Source organism: Pseudomonas sp. P129, from assembly GCF_020312195.1.
Classification (GTDB): domain Bacteria; phylum Pseudomonadota; class Gammaproteobacteria; order Pseudomonadales; family Pseudomonadaceae; genus Aquipseudomonas; species Aquipseudomonas fragariae.
The window spans coordinates 654,085-675,140 of the sequence record NZ_JAGPYS010000001.1 but is presented as its reverse complement, the minus strand read 5'-3'; the positions used below and the strand labels follow the sequence as shown (position 1 = coordinate 675,140).

The following is a 21,056-nucleotide window of genomic DNA, read 5'->3' as shown; positions in this document are numbered from 1 at the left end:
CTTTTGTTGTTACCCCAGCACCACCAGCCGATTCGGCAATTCATTCCTGCCGTGAGTCACTGGTACATGATCGGCAAGCAGCTCGCCACAGGCATGGATACACCCGAGAAACCCCTGCAAGGTCTGTCCGTCTCTGACCTGCTGGGTAAACACGTCAACCATCGCCTTCCAGGTGTCGTTGTGCAGACGACTGGCAATGCCATGGTCAACCAGGATTTCGACATACCGTTCGGCCTCGCTGACAAACACCAGAATGCCGGTTCCGTCGTGGGTCTTGTGCAGGTTCTGCTCGAGAAACTGCCGACGCGCGAGATTCCCGGCCCGCCAGCGCCGCACCGAAAGCGGCACCAGCAACGCGGAGACCTTCGACAAGCGACACACCAGCGCGACAATAATGAACGTACTCATCTGCGCGAGCATCAACTCGTCCGCGCTCAACCATTGAAGGCAGTAGTTGATCGTGCCCGGCAGCAGCAGGCCGATCAGCCCGGCCCAGATCAACGGCATGTAGGCATAGTCGTCAGCGCGAGCGGCCAGTACCGTGACCAGCTCGGCGTCAGTGCGCTGCTCGACGCGGTCAATCGCTTCGGCAACCTGCCGCTGTTCGTCTTTGTTCAGTAAAGCCATGGTTCCCTCATTCCGAATCAATCAACTACCAGTTGCCTGAAGCACCGCCACCGCCGAAGCGTCCGCCACTGCGATCGGCGACTCTTTCACGTGCGGGCCGGGTGGCGCCGCCCCGTCTGACACTCATGATTACAATCCCCAGCACGATGAGGGTCAACACGATACCGATCAGCCAGACCTGGTCGTCATCGGGCTGCTCGTCATAGTCGGACATCTGCCCTGTCGGCTCGGGATAATCGGGTATCTGCCCACCCAATGCCGCGATGACCGCGCGCGTACCGCGCTCTATGCCGACGGCAAACCGGTTGTCGTCAAACTCGGGGGTCATCAGCATGTCGATGATCAGAGACGCCTGGGCGTCGTTGAGACGGTCCTTCAGCGCACCGCCGACCTCCATGAACACCTTGCGCTTGTCGCGATAGACCACCAGCAGAACACTGTCATCCTTGCCATGCAGCCCCAGGCCCCAGGCGTCGCCGAGTCGAGAGCCGAACTCTTCGATGCTCGTGCCCTGCAGATCAGCGAGGGTCACCACCACTACCCGCTCCCCGGTCGCCTTTTCATGGGCGCTCAGAAGTCTGGCCAGACGAACCGTAGTCTGGCTGTCGAGCATCTGTGCGGCATCCACCACACTGCCGGTCATCGGCGGAAAAACCAGTGCTGATGGCTCTGCCTCGGCCCGCAATACCCCTCCCAACAGCATCACCATGTACAGCATCCACTGTGAAACAGACTTCAAAATCCAGACCTCCGGTGTTTTTTTGAATCCATTGAAACGACACGCCTTAGCCAAAACACAAGTTCCCCGGCATAATCCACCGCCAACACCTGGTGCGTTCACTATTTGATCGAACAGGGTCTGTACGAAAATCAATCAAACCGCCATTTTCGTACACACCCTGGGGAGACTTCGTACAGTCAAGCGGATAGCAACTATCCTTGCATCACGTACGAACCATAACGCCAAAGGTCCATAACCCAAAAACTGGCTGTCGGACATTAAACGCGAGTTACTGACAAAAGCCTTGAGAAATCATTCATGAATAAGCTGTGTTTATTAGGTTTGCTGGTCGGTATGGCCAGTCAGTCGGTGATGGCCCAGACCGCTGCCGCCACGGACAATACAACGCTTCAGGCCAAGAATGCCTTCATCGGCAAACTCATGAAACAAATGACTCTGGACGAAAAGATCGGTCAGTTGCGACTCATCAGTATCAGTTCGGAAATGCCACAGCCGCAAATTCTCAAGGAAATTGCCGCCGGACGAATCGGCGGTACGTTCAACTCCATTACCCGTTCGGAAAATCGTCCGCTGCAGGAAGCCGCAGTCGCCAAAAGCCGTCTGAAAATTCCGATGTTTTTTGCCTACGACGTGATTCACGGTCATCGCACGATTTTCCCGATCAGCCTGGGCATGGCCGCCAGCTGGGACATGGACGCCATCGCGACGATGGGCCGGGTCTCGGCCAAAGAAGCCAGTGCCGACAGTATCGACATGACCTTCGCGCCCATGGTGGATATTTCCCGCGACCCTCGCTGGGGCCGCAGCTCCGAAGGCTTCGGTGAAGACACCTACCTGGTGTCACGCATTTCCGATGTGATGGTCAGGTCCTTCCAGGGCAAGAACGTCGCAGCCAATGACAGCATCATGGCCGCCGTCAAACACTTCGCCCTGTATGGCGCGGTAGAAGGCGGGCGCGACTACAACACCGTGGACATGAGCATGACGCGCATGTACCAGGACTACCTGCCGCCGTACAAGGCCGGCATCGATGCCGGCGCCGGCGGCATCATGGTCGCGCTCAACTCGATCAACGGCGTCCCGTCGACCTCCAACAAATGGCTGATGCAGGACCTGTTGCGCAAGGACTGGGGCTTCAAGGGCGTGACCATCAGTGACCACGGCGCGCTCAAGGAGCTGATCGACCACGGCGTGGCCAAGGATTTCCGCGAGGCCGCCAAGCTGGCTATCAAGGCGGGCGTCGACCTGAGCATGAACGACGCGGCCTATGGCGAGCAGTTGCCCGGGCTGGTGAAAGACGGCGAGGTTTCCATGAAGGAAATCGACAGCGCCGTGCGTGAAGTGCTGGGTGCCAAGTACGACATGGGCCTGTTCGCCTCGCCTTACGGTCGCATCGGCGTTGCCGCCGATGACCCTGCCGACACCTATGCGGATGACCGCCTGCACCGTGCCGAAGCTCGCGATGTGGCGCGCAAGACGCTGGTGCTGCTGAAAAACCAGAACGAGACATTGCCACTCAAGAAGCAAGGCACCATCGCGGTGATCGGCGGACTGGCGCAAAGTCACCTCGACATGCTCGGCAGCTGGTCGGCAGCCGGTCGTCCCAACCAGTCGGTGACAGTGTATGAAGGGCTGGCCAACGCGGTCGGCGACAAGGCCAAGCTGGTTTACGCACGCGGTGCCAACGTCAGTGACAATGAACACGTCCTCAACTACCTGAACTTCATGGAGAAGGAAGTAGAGATCGACCCGCGTCCGGCGCAGGAAATGATCGACGAAGCGGTCAAGGTCGCCGAGCAGGCCGATGTGATCGTTGCCGTGGTCGGTGAGTCGCGCGGCATGTCGCATGAATCGGCCAGCCGCAGCAGCCTGAACATTCCGGGCAAACAGCGCGACCTGATCAAGGCGCTCAAGGCCACTGGCAAACCACTGGTGCTGGTGCTGATGAATGGCCGTCCGCTGGTTCTGGTCGACGAACAGGAACAGGCCGACGCCATGCTCGAAACCTGGTTCCCGGGCACCGAAGGCGGCAATGCAGTGGCTGACGTACTGTTCGGCGACTACAACCCGTCGGGCAAGCTGGCCATGACATTTCCGCGCTCGATCGGTCAACTGCCGGTCTACTATGCGCACCTGAACACCGGCCGTCCGTATCACGAAGGCAAGCCAGGCAACTACACCTCGCACTATTTCGAGGAGCCCAATGGCCCGCTGTTCCCGTTCGGTTATGGTCTGAGCTACACCCAGTTCGACGTCTCGGACATCACGTTGTCGGACGCCAGCATGACGCGCAAAGGCAAGCTCACTGCCAGCGTGACCGTGAAGAATACCGGCAAGGTTGCCGGTGCTACCGTTGTGCAGCTGTATCTGCATGACGTAGCGGCGTCGATCAGCCGTCCGGTAAAGGAACTGAAAAACTTCGAAAAAGTGATGCTTGAGCCCGGAGAAGAAAAAGTCGTGACCTTCACCCTCAGTGAAGACGACCTGAAGTTCTACAACACCGAGCTCAAGCACGTGGCGGAACCTGGCGAATTCAAGGTCATGATCGGCCTGGACTCCGAAGCTGTGAAAGAAGCGACCTTCAATCTGTTGTAACCCCTGCGCATGACGCGTTCGTGAGCAGTCGCTCGGGAACGCGCCAACAGGGTCCGATCAGGCTGCGACATGACGCTCAAGCATCGCTACTGGCGCATTACCCTGTACGTGCTGCTGATTCTGGCCGGTGCAGCCCTGTGCGCCGGGCTCGCGATGCGTCAGGCGCAGCGTCACGCAATGTCTGAAGATGCCGCGCGTGCCGAAGGACAACTGGCACTGTATGCCAATACCCTGCACACCCTGATCGAGCGCTACCGCGCCCTGCCCTCCGTGCTGGCGCTGGACCCGGAAATTCGAGCCGCGCTGAGCGGCCCGGTAACCGGTGAAGTACAGAACGCACTCAACCTCAAGCTGGAAAAAATCAACAACGCGGCTCATTCGTCGACGCTGGAGTTGCTCGACCTGCAGGGTCTGGCGATTGGCGCGAGCAACTGGCGCACGCCCAACAGCTATGTCGGTCACAACTACGCTTTTCGACCCTACTTCCTGCAGACCCGCGCCAAGGGTACCGGGCGCTTTTATGCGGTCGGGGTGACCACCGGAATTCCGGGGTACTTTCTGTCCAGCGCGGTGTTGAATGATACCGGTGGGTTCATGGGGGCGATGGTCGTCAAGCTGGAGTTCCCCAGCCTCGAGCAGGAGTGGGATAAGGGCGGCGACCTGCTGCTGGTCAGCGATGAGAAAGGCATCGTGTTTATCGCCAATCAACCAGGCTGGCGCTATCGCGAGCTGCTGCCGATCTCGGTGGAAGACCGTGCCACCCTGTTGCGCACCCGCCAGTACGACAAGCAGGTATTGTCACCGCTGCGCAGCCGGGTCATCGACAGCTTCAGCGAAAACAGCCATTTGAGCCGTGTCGACGGCCCGGACGGCACCACGGACTATCTCTGGCAGTCGCTGCCCCTTGCGGACGAGAACTGGACCCTGCACCTGTTGCGCAAGCCGCCCGCGTCCAGCGAGGATGTGCGCAACGCAGGCCTGGCCGCCGCAGGCATCTGGCTGGCGCTGGTATTTCTGAGCCTGTTTCTCTATCAGCGCTGGCGACTGGCGCGATTGAGGGAGCGCAACCGGGATGAACTGGAGCGCCTGGTGCAAGAGCGCACACGCGATCTGCACACCGCGCAGGACGGTCTGGTGCAGTCGGCCAAACTCGCGGCGCTGGGGCAGATGTCGGCAGCGCTGGCCCACGAAATCAACCAGCCGCTGACCGCCCAGCGCATGCAACTGGCAACCCTGCGACTGCTGCTCGATCAAGGCCGCATCGATGAAGCCTGCAAAGCGCTGGTTCCCGTCGATCAGCAACTGACACGTATGGCCGCCTTGACCAGCCATTTGAAGACCTTCGCACGCAAGAGCCCCAGCGGCCTGCGCGAGAGGCTGGACCTGGCCACGGTGGTCGATCAGGCCTTGCTGTTGCTCGACCCGCGCCTGCGCGAGGAACACGTCGACTGCATCCTGCATCTGGCACGCCCGGCATGGGTGCGCGGCGACGCCATCCGCCTGGAGCAGGTGCTGATAAACCTGCTGCGCAATGCACTGGACGCCATGCGCGAGTGCCGCTCCAGGCGCCTTGAAGTGCGTATCGACGCCCTCGACAATCAGTGGCGGCTCAGCGTCAGGGACAACGGAAGCGGGATCGCTGCGGAAAATCTGCCCAGCATTTTCGATCCGTTCTTCACCACCAAACCGGTAGGCGATGGTCTGGGCCTTGGCCTGGCGGTGTCGTACGCCATCATTCATGAACTGGGCGGACAACTGACGGCGCAAAACCATGCGGACGGCGCCGAATTCTGGTTCAGCCTGCCCAACGACTTTCTGGAGGCCTGACCCGGCATGTTGAATTCGGTCATCGTGGTAGACGACGAGGCGCCCATTCGGCAAGCCGTCGAACAATGGCTGACGCTGTCGGGGTTCGAGGTGCAAGTCTTCGCCCGCGCCGAAGAGTGCCTGGCGCACCTACCGGAACACTTCCCGGGCGTCGTGCTGACCGATGTGCGCATGCCAGGCATGAGCGGTCTGGAGCTACTGACCCGGTTGCAAGGCGCAGACCGCGACCTGCCGGTCATCCTCCTGACCGGTCATGGCGATGTGCCGATGGCTGTGGAAGCGATGCGCGAAGGGGCCTATGACTTTCTGGAAAAACCCTTCAGCCCGGAAACCCTGATCAGCAACCTGCGGCGCGCCCTCGAGAAACGCCAGTTGGTGCTGGAAAACCGCCGCCTGCATGAGCAGGCCGATGCCAGAACCCGCCTGGACGCCACGCTGCTCGGCGTATCGCCCGGCATGCAGACACTGCGCCGCCAGGTGCTGGAACTGGCGCAACTGCCGGTCAATGTGATCATTCGCGGGGAAACCGGCAGCGGCAAGGAACTGGTCGCTCGCTGCCTGCATGATTTCGGACCGCGCGCCGCCAGACCTTTTGTTGCACTCAACTGCGCGGCCATCCCGGAGCACCTGTTCGAAGCCGAGCTGTTCGGCCACGAGAGCGGCGCCTTCACCGGTGCACAGGGCAAGCGCATCGGTCGTCTGGAGTATGCCGACGGCGGCACGGTGTTCCTTGATGAAATCGAGAGCATGCCGATGGCACAGCAGGTCAAGCTGCTGCGCGTTCTGCAGGACAAGCGCCTTGAGCGGCTGGGCTCGAATCAGAGTATCGACGTCGACCTGCGAATCATTGCCGCGACCAAGCCTGACCTTCTCGAAGAAGCGCGTGCCGGGCGCTTCCGCGAAGATCTGGCCTACCGCCTCAATGTTGCCGAACTGCGCCTGCCGCCGCTGCGCGAGCGTCTTGAAGACATCGCGCAACTGTTCAGCCACTTCGCCCGCGCCGCCGCCGAACGCGTGGGCCGGGAGGCGCCCGCGCTGGATGCAGCGCGCCTGAGCCAGTTGCTCGGCCATGACTGGCCTGGCAACGTGCGCGAGCTGGCCAATGCCGCCGAGCGGCAGGCGCTGGGTCTGGAGCAGGCCCTGCCGCAACCTGATACTCAATGGCAGGGACATTCATTGGCGGCGCGTCAGGAAGCCTTCGAAGCACAATGCCTGCGCGCTTCGCTGGCCCGTCATAAAGGCGACATCAAGGCGGTGCTCAATGAGCTGCAACTGCCTCGAAGGACGCTGAACGAGAAGATGCAGCGCCATGCTCTGGTACGCGAAACGTTCCTCGAATGAGGGCTGCGCAGATTCCGTACAGCTTGTTCCGGCGATAACCGAACATTTCCTGCAGCGCCGGGTCTGCATACTGTTCACGGCTATATGAGGTCGTGATGGCTGGATACTTATGAGGCATAATGACATCATGCCCGCATGGCATTCAGCTCACTTTGACAGTCCGAAAGATGGGGCATTTTCTACCGTGAATACTCCCCTCGACCTCCCATTGGGAGGCGGCGAAATGGGTCGGTTTATCCGAGAGACGGACTGGTCGACGTCCGCGCTGGGACCTAAGCAAGCATGGCCCGCAGCGCTACTGTCTTCAATGAATCTGATGCTCAATTGCCCTGACAGCATGTACCTGCTCTGGGGCCCGGACTACACCCTGTTTTTCAATGACGCTTACGCTCAGGTCCTGCCCATCGCGGCAGCACAGGCGCAGGGGCAGCCCATTGCCTCGGTCTGGGGCGATGCCTGGGAAGCCGTGCGGCCGCTCGCCGAGCTGGCACTGGCCGGACAAAGCCGCCGCTCCGACAATATTCAGCGCACCATCGTGCGCAATGGCAAGCCCGAGCAGACCTGGTGGTCGCTGTCCTACTCGCCGCTGTATGGCGATAGCGGCCTGATCGAGGGCGTGTTCTGCCGTGTCAACGAGACCACCTTGCAGGTCATGGCTGAAGCACGTCAGTCGGAAAACGAAGCGTTCACGGACCGTGTGCTGTCGAGCATCAACGACTGCATCAAGGTGCTGGACCTGGACTCGCGCCTGACCTTCATGAGTGAGGGCGGTCAGCGGATCATGGAGGTCAGCGATTTCAACGCGATTCGCGGCTGCCCCTGGCCTGACTTCTGGCAGGAACAGGGCAATCTGGACGCCATCGCGGCAGTCGAAGCGGCCAGAGCGGGTCAGAACGCCAGTTTTACGGGCTCGGCGCGAACCCTGGCCGGCACCACCAAGTGGTGGCACGTGCAGGTCAGCCCGATTTTCGGCAAGGATGGCAAACCGGAGAAGATCCTCTGTGTGTCCAGGGACATGACCCAGCTCAGAGACGCTGAAGAAGCCCTGCTGTCGCTCAACGAGACGCTCGAGCAGCGCGTGGTCGAACGCACCCAGGACCGTGATCGCATCTGGCGGCTGTCGACCGACCTGATGCTGGTGGCGCAGTTCGACGGGATCATCTCGGCAGTCAATCCGGCATGGACGCAAGCCCTCGGCTGGTCGGAAGAACAACTGCTCGACAGCCAGTTTCTGGCACTGGTGCACCCTGAGGACGTGGACAGTACGCTGGCCGCCATGAGCGGGCTGGAGAACGGCCGCACCATCCCGCACTTCAAGAATCGCTATCGCCATCAGGACGGCTCGTACCGGACCATCTCCTGGACGGCCGTGCCGGACAAGCAATTCATCCATGCCGTCGGCCGTGACATTCAGGCCGAGGAAGAGGCCAATGAAGCGCTGCGGCTTTCACAGGACGCCCTGCATCAGGCGCAGAAGCTGGAAGCCATTGGCCAACTTACCGGCGGCGTAGCGCATGACTTCAATAATCTGTTAACGGTGATCCGCTCCTGCAGCGACCTGCTGAAGTCGCCAAACCTCGAAGAGCATCGTCGCGTCAAATACGTCGAAGCCATTTCCAGCACGGTGGACCGGGCCGCGCGCCTGACCGGACAGTTGCTGGCGTTTGCCCGCCGTCAGGCCTTGCAGCCGGAAGTGTTCGATGTGTGCAAAAGCGTGGCGCGCATTGGCGAGATGATGGACACGCTGACCGGCGCGCGGATTCAGGTCAGCATCGACCTGCCTGCCGAGCCGTGCTTCATCTTCGCCGATGGCAGCCAGTTCGATACTGCGCTGGTCAACATGGTGGTCAACGCCCGCGATGCGATGTCCGGCGCGGGGCGGCTGGTCATCAAGGTTGAATGCGCTGCCTGTCCTGCCGACGATCAACCCGCTTCACTCGGCGAGGGTGACTATATAGAGGGTGACTATGTAAGGGTATCGCTGACCGATACCGGCGCCGGTATTGCCAAGGAGAAGCTGGGGCTGATCTTCGAACCGTTCTATACCACCAAGAGTGTCGGCCAGGGCACCGGGCTGGGGTTGTCGCAGGTATTCGGTTTTGCCAAACAGTCGGGTGGTGAAGTGCTGGTTGAAAGCGAGCTGGGCAAAGGCAGCCGCTTCACGCTGTGCCTGCCCAGCGCACAGAATCACGAAGTCGTCCAGGAAGACCATCGCCACACCCTCACCCCATTGCCCGGGCTGTGCGTGCTGATGGTCGAGGACAATCAGGACATCGGCACCTATACCCGCCCCATGCTTGAGCAACTGGGCTTTCAGGTGCTCTGGGTAAGCAGTGCCGCCGAAGCGCTGAAAGAGCTTTCCGGCAACCCGGAAAACTTTCATGTCGTGTTCTCGGATATCGCAATGCCGGGCATGAGCGGCCTGGAACTGTACGCCGAAATCGAAGCGCGCTATCCGTGGATGCCGGTGGTTCTTACTACCGGGTACAGCACTGAGTTCGCGACGATCGCTCAGGACGAAACACAGCGCTTCGACCTGTTGCAGAAACCCTACTCCAGAGACGATCTGGCGGCGATTCTGCACAAGGCGGTGAGTCGTAGCGGCGAACACTGAGGGGATGGATTCGCATCAATTCATCACGCCAGCGGATTCACTGATGCCTGATACGCATGAGTGAATCCCGGCACTTCCGACGCATAAAACCAAGACAACACCGGTTGCCTTGATTCAGAATCACGCAAAACATCGCAACACTCTTAGAGCAGGGAGCATTTTCGAGATGATCGTCGGTATTGATCTGGGCACCACCAACAGCCTGGTGGCTGTATGGCGCGACGGCAGCAGCGAGCTGGTGACCAACGCATTGGGAGAAACACTTACCCCCAGCGTTGTCGGGCTGGACGACGACGGGCAGATTCTGGTCGGCAAGGCAGCCCGCGAACGCCTGCAGACCCACCCGGAAAAAACCGCCGCCCTGTTCAAGCGCTACATGGGCAGCGCCCAGGAAATTCGCCTCGGCTCTGCTACTTACCGCCCCGAAGAGCTGTCCTCGCTGGTGCTCAAAAGCCTGAAGGCTGATGTCGAGCGCGCGTTTGGCGAGCCGGTCACGGAAGCGGTGATCAGCGTTCCGGCCTATTTCAGCGACGCTCAGCGTAAAGCCACGCGTATTGCCGGAGAGCTGGCGGGCCTCAAGGTCGAGAAGCTCATCAACGAGCCGACAGCGGCGGCACTTGCGTATGGCCTTCACCAGAAGGAAGGCGAAACCTCGTTTCTGGTCTTCGATCTGGGTGGCGGGACCTTCGACATCTCGATCCTCGAACTTTTCGACGGCGTGATGGAAGTACGTGCCAGCGCGGGCGACAACTTTCTGGGGGGTGAAGATTTCGATCAGGTCATGGTCGAGCACTTTGTGAACCTGCACCGCGATGAGCCGGACTTCCCGTCAACGGAGCTGATTGCCCCGGCCTTGCGGCGCGAAGCCGAGCGGGTGCGCAGGGCTTTGGGCCAGGACGCAAGTGCCGACTTCGTATTGCGTCACGCCGACAGGGAATGGCGAAAGACCATTACTCAAGAGCAGATGAGCGATTTTTATGCGCCCCTGCTCAACCGCCTTCGCGCGCCGGCCGAGCGTGCGCTTCGAGACGCGCGGATACGCGTCGCCGATCTGGATGAGATTCTGCTGGTGGGCGGCACGACGCGCATGCCGTTGATCCGCAAGCTTGCCGCGAGCCTGTTCGGGCGCTTCCCTTCCATTGCTCTCAATCCCGATGAAATCGTCGCTCAGGGCGCAGCGGTGCAGGCGGCACTCAAGCACCGGGATGCAGCGCTGGAAGAGATCGTCCTCACCGATGTGTGCCCTTACACGCTGGGGATCGAGACCATCACGCAAGTTGGCAATCGCTATGAAAGCGGTCACTACCTGCCCATTATCGAACGCAATAGCGTCGTACCGGTCAGCCGGGTAAAAACAGTGCAGACCGTCAGTGATGATCAAGAGCACGTTATGGTGCGGATCTTTCAAGGCGAAAGCCGTATGGTCAAGGACAACATCGCCCTGGGCGAGCTCATTATCCCGATCCCCAAGGCGAAGGCCGGCGAAGTGGCGCTGGATGTGCGTTTTACCTATGACAATAACGGCCTGCTGGAGGCCGACGTGATGACACAGCTGACCGGGGAACGTCACAAGCTGGTCATCGAAAACAACCCTGGCGTGATGACGCCTGATGAAATACAGGAGCGCCTTCAGGTACTCGAAGCACTCAAAGTCCATCCGCGCGAACAACAGGCCAACACTCATCTGATCGCCAGACTTGAACGCCTGTATCAGGAATGCCTGGGCAGCGATCGAGAACTTATCGATCACTGGACCACCCAGTTCCAGCATGTGCTGGAGACGCAGGACGAGCGGCAGATCAGCGAAATTCGCAAGCAACTCAAACAGGAAGTCGACACGTTCGAGCAGGGCGCAAGATGATCGACTGTTGGTCAGTACTTGAGCTGAATAACGATGCCGACGAGCGCAGCATCAAACGCCAATATGCCCGGTTACTGAAGGTCAACCGTCCTGATGAAGACCCGGTAGCCTTCCAGAATCTGCGTGATGCCTATGAAGAGGCGCTGCAGCGGGCACGATCACGCGCAGATGAAGACGACCAGCCTGTCATGCTGCGCCAGCCCTTGCCTGAGCCCTCGCCTGCACCGCTTCCGACAACGACCGTTATCGAGCAGCCCGATGGCATGGACTGGCTTCAACAGGTCAGGCAAACCACTGCACAGAACCTGCTCGAGCAACAGCAGCTCGCCATGGAGCATGGACAGGCCGAGCGCTTTCAACAACTGTTGCTGCTGGAGTGCCTGAACGACTCGGCGCGTCGCGTCGAGTTGATCAAAGCCGCATTTCAGCATCTACGCTGGCTGACGGTATGGCAAAGCATTCACATCAGCAGCTACCAGCAGCACGCCTTGGCCGAGGCGATATTGCGCGAGGCGTTCGAAGCGTTCAGCGCACTCATCGAGAGCGGGCAGCATGCACGCTTCATTGAAGAACTTCAGACGCTGGAGCAACAGCCCTGGCTGACAGAGCTGGAGCGTCGCGAGCATTTGCAATGCAGGTGCATGGTGTTGCTGATTGCCAGCCACCCTGTGACCTCTGACCTGCTGGAACAGACGCGCGCGGTATTTGGCTGGAACCTGCAGCAAAACCTTCACCCCGGCCCGGAAGACCTCTGGCAGGCGCTGCGCCATCGATACGAAGAAGTGGAGTACGCCGAGCATCTGCAACGCCTGCTCGACGCCAAACCGAGCACTGCCGAAGGCAAGGCCGCGCACTTGATGTTCAAGCCGCCACGTCTGGCCGCGCGGATCCGTACCGCGGTCAAGCAAGACGCCTCGGTGTGGAACGCCTGCGCGCATATTCAGGAGCAGTTGACCGTCCACTACCCCGACATCCTCAAGCGCTACCCCGAAGCAGACCTGAACGCCTGGAAACTCATGCGTGAGCAGAGCGATTTCACGCCGCTCATCTGGGTCTACATCGGCGCTTTTCTGCTGGCGTTGCTGGCCCCTCCGCTAGCGCCTGAAGGGGTGGAATACAATCCGGGAACGCGGGTCGTCGCGCTGTTCCTGACATCGCTGTGGACAACCGTCGGCTTTTTCATCTTCATCTGCGTATGGCGTCCGCTGATGGTTCTCGCAGAGCCTGCCGATGCCTGGCTGAGCAGCAAGTTACTGCCCAAGGTGCTGAGCTGGCCCGGTGCCCAGGCGCTGGTCTTGCGGCATGGCCTTCCGTTTTTGTTTCTGGGCCTTGTCCACGTGCTTGACGGCCCGCGCACGCTGCTGGCTTATCTGCTGCTGGCGGTGCTGTGGGTCGCCCTGTCGCCTTATCGCTACCTGTTTCAGACGGCGCCTGCCCGGCAGAAGATTCGGCAGTTTTATGCAAGGCACACAGTCATGGTGATCATCGGCACGCTGAGCATCGTCATGGCGGCGCTGTTGATCTCCTCTAAACTGAGCGCTTGAGCGGTCTTCTGTCGGCAATCGACCAGAACACCCTACGGCGAGCGCTCCCATCGGCAAGAATCCGCTTATCCCAATCGGGCAGATAAGCGGATTCTTGCTCATCAAAGTCGTCCTACCGCTCTAGAACAAGCCTTCATGGTCTGGCACAGCTCCTGCTATGTAACGGGCAGGGCATCGAATGCCTCCTTCCAAAAATAATGAAAACAAGGAACACCATGGAAACCTCCAATCCCGCCTCTCATGGGTCGGCTGCTACTGCCGCTGGCCAGAAAACCACCTCCAGCCGTCTCAAATCGATTTTCAGTGGCTCGGTCGGCAACATGGTCGAGTGGTACGACTGGTACGTCTACGCCGCCTTCTCGCTGTACTTCGCCAAAGCCTTCTTTCCCAAGGGCGACACCACTGCCCAGTTGCTCAACACCGCCGCGATTTTTGCCGTCGGCTTTCTGATGCGGCCCATCGGTGGCTGGCTGATGGGGCTGTACGCCGACTATAAAGGCCGCAAGGCTGCACTGATGGCCTCGGTGCTGCTGATGTGCTTCGGCTCGCTGATCATTGCCCTGACACCGGGCTATGAAAGCATCGGCGTCGGTGCTCCGATCCTGCTGGTGTTCGCCCGCTTGCTGCAGGGCCTGTCTGTCGGCGGTGAATACGGCACGTCCGCCACCTACCTCAGCGAAATGGCCACCAAGGAACGTCGTGGCTTCTTCTCCAGCTTTCAGTACGTCACGCTGATTTCCGGCCAGCTCATCGCGCTGGGCGTGCTGATCGTTCTGCAGCAGACGCTGACCACCGAGCAGCTGTATGCCTGGGGCTGGCGCATCCCGTTCGTCATCGGCGCCCTGTGCGCAATCGTCGCGCTGTTCCTGCGTCGCGGCATGGAAGAAACCGAGTCGTTCACGCGCAAGAAGAAGGAAAAACCCAAGGAAAGCCTGATGCGCACGCTGATGCGTCATCCCAAGGAACTGATGACCGTCGTCGGTCTGACCATGGGCGGGACGCTGGCTTTCTACACCTACACCACTTACATGCAGAAGTATCTGGTCAACACCGTCGGCATGAGCATCACCGACTCGACGTCGATATCAGCGGCGACACTGTTTCTGTTCATGCTGTTGCAGCCGGTCGTTGGTGCGCTGTCCGACAAGGTCGGGCGTCGTCCGATCCTGATCGCGTTCGGCGTACTGGGAACGCTGTGTACCGTACCGATCCTGACCACGCTGCATACCATTCAGACATGGTGGGGTGCGTTCTTCCTGATCATGGCGGCATTGATCATTGTCAGCGGCTATACCTCGATCAACGCAGTGGTGAAGGCCGAGCTGTTTCCGACCGAGATCCGTGCGCTGGGCGTCGGTCTGCCTTACGCCCTGACGGTATCGATCTTCGGCGGCACTGCGGAATACATCGCGCTGTGGTTCAAGAGCATCGGGATGGAAACCGGTTACTACTGGTACGTCACTGCCTGTATTGCCTGCTCGCTGCTGGTGTATGTGTTCATGAAAGACACCCGCAAACACTCGCGTATCGAAACTGACTGATCGGATTGCGACGATTCTCGTGCCCAGGCTCCGCTCTCATCGTTATATACAGATCTCGTGGGAGCGAGCTTGCTCGCGAAGAGGCCGGTACAGCCTCCAGAAATAGAGCGTTATGACTGACTCTTCATGAGCAATGGGGATCGCCGCCCCGTTCACTCCATTTTTTGGGCTTATCGAGACGTGTGTATAACGCTGAGGACTCCGCGCAGGCAGAAGAGTCATTCAGGCTCACTTACAACGATCAATAGCATCGCCCGCATTGATACATCAGCCGCTCCAAAACAATCAATTACATCCGGGACCTGCAACAGAGTGTTACAGGGCGGTGCGTTATTTAGCCGAATTTCAGCAATAACTGCTTGAATAAACTGAACTTTAAATTTGTCAAGAGCCTTTATTACAAGACTTTTCAGGAATTGCACCACAATAATGCAACACCGCCTGCAAGGCCCGAAACCAGAGCATTACAGACAACTATCATTTTCAGCGATGATCGCTAGCAATCCTATTAACTTCTTAATAATCCGCTGGCGCGTAGCATTGCCTCCATACCGGGATGACAACTCACCCGACACTCATTGGAGACATCATCATGAAAACCAACACACTGATCTTTGGCCTGGCTATCTCCGTTCTGGCTTCCAGCGCATTTGCACTTCCAGCCACCCACGTTCAAAGCGACCTGTCCAGCGCCACCCTCGTTGCTGAAGGCGGTACCAAACACACTAACGTAGGCTCGATCCGCGTATCGGCTGACGGCGCAGATCACGTCGGTGCCAACCGTCTCGCCGCTGATGGCGCAGACCGCGTCGGTGCCAACCGTCAGGCTGCCGATGGTGCAGACCACGTCGGTGCCAATCGTCTTGCTGCAGACGGTGCAGATCGCGTAGGCGCCAATCGTCTGGGCTGATCGCTCACGCAACACCCCCAAAGCCCGGCCGATGTCGGGCTTCTTCATGTCTGGCTCAGGATGAAACACACACGCCCCTCTGGCATCCTCTGCAAATGCGCAGCACTATGCTGACATCCACTATTGAGCCCATCAGGAACCGAGCATGTCAGACGCTATTCACTCCTACGAGCCATCCAAGGGTCACGGCCTGCCGCACGACCCGTTCAACGCGATTGTAGGCCCACGCCCGATTGGCTGGATTTCGTCGCAGGATGCCAACGGCAAACTCAACCTGGCACCTTACAGCTTCTTCAATGCGTTCAACTACGTGCCGCCGATTATCGGGTTCTGCAGCGTGGGCCGCAAAGACAGCCTCAATAATATCGAGCAGACCGGCGAGTTCGTCTGGAACCTGGCGACCCGCTCGCTGGCCGAAGCCATGAACCAGAGCTGCGCACCGGTGGCGCCGGACGTCAGCGAATTCGAGCTGGCAAACCTGACACCACTGGCCTCGCAGATCGTATCGGTGCCGCGCGTACTCGAAACGCCAGTGTCGTTCGAGTGCAAGGTCACGCAGATCATTCAATTGCAACGCGCCGACAAGGAACTGGTGCCCAGCTGGTTGATTCTCGGCGAGGTGGTGGCGGTGCACATCGACAAGTCACTGCTCAAGGACGGCGTTTACGATACCGCCGCCGCCGAGCCGATTCTGCGCGGCGGCGGCCCGGCGGATTACTTCCAGCTCGGCCCGGAAGCGCTATTCAAGATGTTCCGCCCAGGCGCCTGATCAGGCGTCAGCCCAGACCGGTTCGCCCTCTGCATCAATATCGACCAGCCGCTGCAGCTCTTGCACAGCGGCCAGGTCGGCATCATCGGCGGTCTTGAATTTCTGGTCCGGCAGCAGCGCATGGAAGCGCGGTGCGCCGCCGGCGCCCAGCGCCTTTACGGCAATCGCCGCGTTATAACCCTGCTCGGACGGCATCACTGCCGAGACCACTTCAAACCCGTTGTATTCCTTGCGTGCCATGTCTCTCAACCCTGCCAATACGTCAAAGCGCGAATTCTAGCGCGTCTTTCGGCTCGTCCGACACGCGGCATGCAGCGATAAGGCAGCCGACGCAAAACCCAACCTTGTCCTACACTCTAATCAGTCCTTTCAAACTGCTCTGTAGCCGAGGTAAGGAGTGCGTCATGAAAGCAATAACAAGAAAGTGCATGGTTGTCGCAGGTGCTCTGGCGGTATTGGCTGTATACGGCGCCGGTGCCTATCGTAACGAACTGGCGCGCCAGGCCCCCTATGTCTCCAGCTGTACGTTTGGCCATTGCGTGCCAACCGATGCAACCTTCAGCGCCTTGCGATGAGGCGCGCACAGCGTGAATTGCATCGCCATTGCGCAAAGGCAGCTATCGATTAGCAAGCTATCGGATTAGACTGGCCAGACTCTCCCGCCACACTTGCGGCGGGTCAACACTGCCATCAGGTTTTGCCTTGACCAGTCTTAATCAAACGCCTCCGGCCATCCGCAGCATCCTGTTTGCGTTGATGATGGCAGTCCTGCTCAGCGCGCTGGACCAAACCATCGTCGCGGTCTCGATGCCCGCCATCTCTGCCCAGTTCAGAGACATCGATCTACTGGCCTGGGTCATATCCGCCTACATGGTGTCGCTGACCGTGGCCGTGCCGATCTACGGCAAACTCGGCGATCTTTACGGGCGACGTAAACTGATGCTGTTCGGGCTGGGGATTTTTACCCTGGCGTCACTGTTCTGTGGCCTGGCGCAGAGCATGGAACAACTGGTCCTGGCGCGCGTCCTGCAAGGCATCGGCGCGGGCGGGATGGTTTCGGTCAGCCAGGCGATCATCGCCGACATCGTTCCACCTCGCGAACGTGGCCGCTATCAGGGTTATTTCAGCAGCATGTACGCCGTGGCCAGCGTCGCCGGGCCGGTGCTTGGCGGCCTGATGACTGAATACCTGTCCTGGCGCTGGGTGTTCCTGATCAATCTGCCATTGGGGGCCGCTGCGCTGATCGTCGCGTATCGGACCCTGGTTGGCCTGCCGGTGCCGCAGCGCAAGCCGATCATCGATTACCTGGGTACCGTGCTGATGATCATCGGTCTGACAGCGCTGCTGTTGGGGATTACCGAAATTGGCCAGGGGCATGGCCTGGGCGATGCCGAGGTTCAGTTGTTACTGGGCACGGCCCTGCTGACGCTGGCCATTTTCGTCTGGTACGAACGTCGCACTGCCGAACCGTTGCTGCCCATGCATCTGTTCACCAACAAGAGCGCCGTGCTGTGCTGGTGCACCGTGTTCTTCACCAGTTTTCAGGCCATCTCCCTGATTGTCCTGATGCCGCTGCGTTACCAGACCGTCACCGGCGGCGGAGCAGACAGCGCCGCCCTGCACTTGCTTCCACTGGCTATCGGCATGCCGATGGGTGCCTATTTCGCCGGGCGACGCACCGCGCATACCGGGCGCTACAAGCCGCTGATCCTGACCGGTGCACTGCTGATGCCGGTTGCGATTCTGGGCATGGCCTTCACGCCCCCGCAATCGTTGATAGTCATGAGCCTGTTCATGGTCCTCACCGGTGTTGCTACCGGCATGCAGTTCCCCACGTCATTGGTCGGCACTCAGAATTCGGTTCAGCCCCGGGATATGGGCGTGGCGACCAGCACGACCAATCTGTTCCGCTCACTGGGTGGTGCAGTGGGCGTGGCACTGATGTCGGCGCTGCTGTTGGCCATGTTGCAGCACACCGGGGTCGGCCAACTCGGCGCAGGAGCGCTGGGTAGCGAAGGCAGCTCCGGCAACGTCCTGCTCGACAGTCTGAACGCGGCAACCGGCCCCGCGCTGGAAACCCTGCGCACCGAACTGGCAGTGACCTTCAGAAACCTGCTGATCACCAGCGCGGCCATTTCGCTGCTCGGTCTTGCGGCAGCCGCAGTGATGCCCAATACATTATTGCGAGGACGGGACTGATCGGCCTTTCCGGCTCAGGAAGGCAACCCGGCCCAGAACCATTGCGTTTTCTTGCTCTTTATATGAGCAAACGCAGGCATCAGTTCACCCTCGTCGAAGTGCCGACGCGAACCGGACTGTGCGCTGCTGAACCAGCTGCCTGAGCGAGGGCATGCTTGCCCGGCATAGACCGGCGGCAGCGGCTTTTCATCGAATCGCGCATACCACTGCGCAGTGGTTTCATCGGTAAAACCGATTCCGGGAGCCAGGTAGGGATGAAGATTGCCGGTGTCCTGCAGGCGAATCGGTTTGATCATCCTGTTGACCGTCACATAAGGCTTTGGCGGCGGCAGCCCTCGCCCGCCCAGCTCAGGCACCTCGCCGGCGCGAATGATCAGGCCGTTGCGATAGGTGTGAAAAACGATCTCACTGTGCGCACTCATCTCGCCGCGCATTTTGTCGCTGCCCCCCAACTGCCTGACGAACGCATCACCGAGCACGGTGTACCAGCTGACGCCCTTGATGCGGTCCAGCAGACGCAGGCTTTCAATGTGCGGGCCGGGGTCGACCATCAGCCCGCTAAAATCCTGAGCAAGCCGGAATTCCCACGGCAAATACTGATGGCCATCGCAAGGCAACACACAAGCAAGACCACCAAAACCGTGCTCGGCCTGCAGTTCGCTGCTGAGGTACCTGATCCACTCCTCGTAATGTTTCAAGCCGTCGGGCTCGGTCAGGTATGACCAGGGCAGAACCATTTTCAGACACGATCGATCGTTTTCGGCCTGCCCCTCTGAGGTGTTCATCACGAACAGGCTATAGGTGGCGACTTCAGCCTGAGTGGCGCTGGCGATAGACCAGATGAACTGCTCGTCTGGCGGACTCTCGACAATCTGACGCCGGGTCGAGGCGAAACCGGAGCCACTCAGGCGGCGCATGCGTTTGAAGAGTTGCCATTTGAGCCTGGTTTTGAACGCATCGTAAAAGCGCGAAAAACAGGCTTCGACGCGACGCTTCATCTCCACGGTGTGGCCATTGCGAAAATACAGCGTAGTGATCAATCCCAACCGTATGACCGGTGTGCCCAACACGGAATCCATGGCCACGCGTTCGGACTGTTGCGTAACCCTGGCCAATAACCTCACAGCGTCAGTTGCAGTGTCCGACATGCCCCGCCCTCCCATCAGTCGCGGGGGTCAGGTTTTTGCGCGTACCTGCATGCCCTTCGCAGGTTTCGGTCACGCCGGAAATGTCCCCACTCATTGGGTAGCCATGGCCCTGCCAGCTCGAGTGGACATCAGCGTAACTGGCGATGATTTCAAGGCACATAGGCGCAAGATTCGGCAAAAACATGCAACCTTCCTCTCTTCTGATTCTTTCAGGAGGCGAAGAGTGAAGGGAGTTTTCCTGCGGGGCAATACTCGGAATTTACTTTGGGAAATCAGCTACATGTATCAGGAAATGTCCTACCTGCTTCCTACAATATCTTGTCAGATCAACGCTCGCTGATACCTGCACGGTGGGCGCAATCAATGAATACCGGCAAACGATCGGTAAACACACTCTATAAGAGGCACGAATCGGAGTCAGGCTCTGCACAGCGTCGCTGGCAGGCGGAACCGGCGGGTGCCCCGCCGGTCATGTTCAGTCAGGCACCCACTGTCGAGCGGTTATTATCGATCAGCAACGTCGGGCTGAAACGCAGCATGTCCAGGCACACGTCGACCAGTTGCTCGGCCTCTGCAGGCAGCGAGAAGCTGTCCGGAACCAGCAGCCATTGATAGATGATGCCGTTGACGTAAGCAAACAGGGCCACTGCAGCGCGCGCGGTGTCCAGCCTTTTGGGTAGCTGCCCCTGGCGTACGGCATTGTTCAGCCCCAGGGTGATCCGATCGTGGCACTGTATGGCATTGTCCTGGCGCTGACGACGAAAATCACACATCTCGTCGGTAAACTCGCACTTGTGAAACAGGATTTCATTGATGCGACGGGTTTTCGGGTCCAGTGCGAGCTCATGAAACAGGTGAATCAACAGATTTCTCATGCAGCCCAGCGGGTCTTCCTCTTCCTCGCTCTGACTGGCCTGCGCCATTTCGTCGAGGGGTTCCTGAAGACTGTCGAGCATGGCCTGCACCAGATCGGCCTTATTGTTAAAGTGCCAATAGATGGCGCCTCGCGTCACACCGGCAAGGGTTGCAATGTCGGCCAGCGTGGTGCGGGCGACGCCTCGCTCATAAAAAGCCTGCTCGGCAGCCTCCAGAATCTGGCTGCGAGTGATCTGAGCTTCCTCTTTGGTGCGACGAACCATGGCAATAAGACCTCAAAAAATTCACCTCAGGCACGCGTCTTGCGTCATGCCTCGAGATATGGCCGGGCGGCATTTGTCTCGCCTTGTCCCGAATTGGCTGCCGGCTTCCTGAATAGTGGCCGAATGCGCACAGCGGGTGTTTACAAACAGCCGCGAATGTAAGTATATTCCTTAGCATGCTACTTATCTAGCCGAAATA

The 21,056-nt window shown here is 59.5% G+C and carries 16 protein-coding genes; 11 read left to right on the top strand and 5 right to left on the bottom strand.

Annotated features, from left to right (window positions below):
• Nucleotides 1-9: 9 nt before the first annotated feature.
• Nucleotides 10-627 carry a TPM domain-containing protein gene (locus tag KBY02_RS02985; RefSeq protein WP_003406246.1) on the bottom strand — a complete coding sequence of 206 codons (618 nt, stop codon included), beginning with the start codon at nucleotides 625-627 and terminating at the stop codon, nucleotides 10-12.
• Between the two features lie 25 nt (nucleotides 628-652).
• On the bottom strand, nucleotides 653-1,336 hold the full coding sequence (locus tag KBY02_RS02980) for a TPM domain-containing protein (protein ID WP_032625929.1): 684 nt from the start codon (nucleotides 1,334-1,336) through the stop codon (nucleotides 653-655).
• Nucleotides 1,337-1,666: 330 nt separating this feature from the next.
• Between KBY02_RS02980 and bglX the strand changes: the two genes are divergently transcribed.
• The 9 genes from bglX to KBY02_RS02935 all read left to right on the top strand — a co-directional run bounded on the left by bglX (nucleotide 1,667) and on the right by KBY02_RS02935 (nucleotide 16,371).
• Nucleotides 1,667-3,964 (top strand): beta-glucosidase BglX, encoded by a 2,298-nt coding sequence (gene bglX / locus KBY02_RS02975; protein WP_003406263.1) that lies wholly within the window; start codon nucleotides 1,667-1,669, stop codon nucleotides 3,962-3,964.
• Nucleotides 3,965-4,033: 69 nt separating this feature from the next.
• Complete coding sequence (locus KBY02_RS02970) at nucleotides 4,034-5,791, top strand: ATP-binding protein (RefSeq protein ID WP_225649785.1); 1,758 nt, start codon at nucleotides 4,034-4,036, stop codon at nucleotides 5,789-5,791.
• Between the two features lie 6 nt (nucleotides 5,792-5,797).
• Entirely contained in the window at nucleotides 5,798-7,132 is a 1,335-nt protein-coding gene (locus KBY02_RS02965; protein ID WP_104684516.1) for a sigma-54-dependent transcriptional regulator, read from the top strand.
• Nucleotides 7,133-7,355: 223 nt separating this feature from the next.
• Nucleotides 7,356-9,746 carry a PAS domain-containing protein gene (locus tag KBY02_RS02960; RefSeq protein ID WP_225649784.1) on the top strand — a complete coding sequence of 797 codons (2,391 nt, stop codon included), beginning with the start codon at nucleotides 7,356-7,358 and terminating at the stop codon, nucleotides 9,744-9,746.
• Nucleotides 9,747-9,912: 166 nt separating this feature from the next.
• Entirely contained in the window at nucleotides 9,913-11,607 is a 1,695-nt protein-coding gene (locus KBY02_RS02955; RefSeq protein WP_024641538.1) for a molecular chaperone HscC, read from the top strand.
• Nucleotides 11,604-13,151, top strand: coding sequence for a J domain-containing protein (locus tag KBY02_RS02950; RefSeq protein ID WP_058399064.1), 1,548 nt, complete (start codon nucleotides 11,604-11,606; stop codon nucleotides 13,149-13,151). Before KBY02_RS02955 ends, KBY02_RS02950 begins: the two co-directional genes overlap by 4 nt.
• A 215-nt stretch (nucleotides 13,152-13,366) precedes the next feature.
• Nucleotides 13,367-14,692, top strand: a complete 1,326-nt coding sequence (locus KBY02_RS02945; RefSeq protein ID WP_003363806.1) for an MFS transporter — start codon at nucleotides 13,367-13,369, stop codon at nucleotides 14,690-14,692.
• 592 nt (nucleotides 14,693-15,284) lie between these two features.
• On the top strand, nucleotides 15,285-15,602 hold the full coding sequence (locus KBY02_RS02940; protein ID WP_011268785.1) for a hypothetical protein: 318 nt from the start codon (nucleotides 15,285-15,287) through the stop codon (nucleotides 15,600-15,602).
• Nucleotides 15,603-15,747: 145 nt separating this feature from the next.
• Complete coding sequence (locus KBY02_RS02935; protein WP_003406312.1) at nucleotides 15,748-16,371, top strand: flavin reductase family protein; 624 nt, start codon at nucleotides 15,748-15,750, stop codon at nucleotides 16,369-16,371.
• Here the strand turns inward: KBY02_RS02935 and KBY02_RS02930 are convergent, their stop codons facing one another.
• A complete protein-coding gene (locus KBY02_RS02930; RefSeq protein WP_003406313.1) occupies nucleotides 16,372-16,611 on the bottom strand; it encodes a hypothetical protein in 240 nt (79 codons plus the stop codon). It abuts the gene before it with no gap.
• A gap of 164 nt (nucleotides 16,612-16,775) precedes the next feature.
• Here KBY02_RS02930 and KBY02_RS02925 point away from each other — a divergent pair, with 164 nt between their 5' ends.
• Nucleotides 16,776-16,946 (top strand): hypothetical protein, encoded by a 171-nt coding sequence (locus KBY02_RS02925; protein WP_162885101.1) that lies wholly within the window; start codon nucleotides 16,776-16,778, stop codon nucleotides 16,944-16,946.
• A gap of 127 nt (nucleotides 16,947-17,073) precedes the next feature.
• A complete protein-coding gene (locus tag KBY02_RS02920; protein ID WP_003406314.1) occupies nucleotides 17,074-18,570 on the top strand; it encodes an MDR family MFS transporter in 1,497 nt (498 codons plus the stop codon).
• Nucleotides 18,571-18,584: 14 nt separating this feature from the next.
• Here the strand turns inward: KBY02_RS02920 and KBY02_RS02915 are convergent, their stop codons facing one another.
• Nucleotides 18,585-19,718 (bottom strand): DUF3396 domain-containing protein, encoded by a 1,134-nt coding sequence (locus KBY02_RS02915; protein ID WP_058399063.1) that lies wholly within the window; start codon nucleotides 19,716-19,718, stop codon nucleotides 18,585-18,587.
• Nucleotides 19,719-20,197: 479 nt separating this feature from the next.
• The gene (locus KBY02_RS02910; protein WP_003406317.1) at nucleotides 20,198-20,857 is read right to left on the bottom strand and encodes a TetR family transcriptional regulator; all 660 of its coding nucleotides are present in this window, start codon (nucleotides 20,855-20,857) and stop codon (nucleotides 20,198-20,200) included.
• Nucleotides 20,858-21,056: the final 199 nt, after the last annotated feature.